At 59.5% G+C, this 1,216-nt stretch carries 1 protein-coding gene; it reads left to right on the top strand.

The features are described from left to right. Nucleotides 1-118 precede the first annotated feature (118 nt). Complete coding sequence (locus EYC95_RS30040) at nt 119-1,024, top strand: hypothetical protein (RefSeq protein ID WP_131063541.1); 906 nt, start codon at nt 119-121, stop codon at nt 1,022-1,024. The last annotated feature ends 192 nt before the right edge of the window (nt 1,025-1,216 follow it).

Raw genomic sequence — 1,216 nt, 5'->3', positions numbered from 1 at the left:
GGCGTGGTTCGACCGGCTGGGTCTGCCTCGACTCTGCTGACCTCAACTTCTCGAACCGCCCGGTGCGGACCCGCATGCCGGGTGGTGTGGCAGGGGCGCGGCCAGATGGCCGCCTCCTATGCCGATTTATGTGTTCAAGGAAAATCGCGACGGCCAGTTGGGCGGAGCCTTCGACAGTACGGCCTGGTGCGGCACGCCACCGGCCAGCGATGCTGCTGCGCTGGGCAAGGATCAACTGACGCTGCGCATCACCAACACGGTGCGCGGCGAGTTCATGCTCAGCGGTGCCGTGGTGGTGTCCGAACGCACCTTCAACCGCTACGACCTGGGCCGCAACGAACTGCGCCTGCGTCTGGAACCCTTGCAGTGGTCGTTCGGTGTCACGCCGATTTTCCTTGAACAGGTCAAGATCCAGCCGCTGAGCCGCAACCTCGCGTCGGCCAGCAAAAGCGCCTACGCCGAACTCGAGCCACGACCCATCGGGGTGCAGGGCCGGGCCACCGATTTCCCCTTCGATTCCTACCGGTATGGCTACAAACCGGTGCTGTACTACCTCAAGGGCAACGAGCGTATCGACCTGAGGTTCAAAAACATCACCACGCTGATGGAGATGTCGAACACTTTCACGCCGATCCAGAAGTACAACCGCGTCGACTACATCAACGAACGCAACTCGATGGTCCGCGATGAAGACTACAAGGCCTATGGCGCCCACGAGTGCGCGTTCAGCGTCGAGCGCAAAGGCTCGTTCAAGGTGATCGTGCTGCTGTTGCTACTGGTGTTGTGCCTGCCGTTGCTACACGTGTTTTACCGCGATGAACCGGGGATCGATTTTCTTGCCACGCTGGTGAGTATCGGCGCGATCCGGGTCTTGCTGGTGGGGCCGGTGAAGGACTTCCAGCTGTACACCATCGACTTTCTGTTCGCCGGGGTGATTATCCTGGTGGGCACGGTGTCGCTGATCAAGGCGATGCGGGCGAACAGTCGGCGGGAACTGGCGTTGAAGAGTGGTTCTTCGTGGTGATGCTGATCTGAGACCGTGGTGACGCCTTCGCGGGCAAGCCACGCTCCCACAAGGATTGCGCAGAACCTGTAGATACTCTGTTCACGGTCAAGCTTTCGCGAGATGTTTTTCGCTAAAAAGCTTGGCCGTATTAAATTCTTCTCCAGAACGCATGCATGCCCATAACCCGGTCAGGTATTTACGCATCACTGC

The organism is Pseudomonas sp. BGI-2, from assembly GCF_004310295.1.
Classification (GTDB): domain Bacteria; phylum Pseudomonadota; class Gammaproteobacteria; order Pseudomonadales; family Pseudomonadaceae; genus Aquipseudomonas.
The sequence above is the reverse complement of the archived record's forward strand: the minus strand, read 5'-3'. Positions and strand labels throughout refer to the sequence as shown.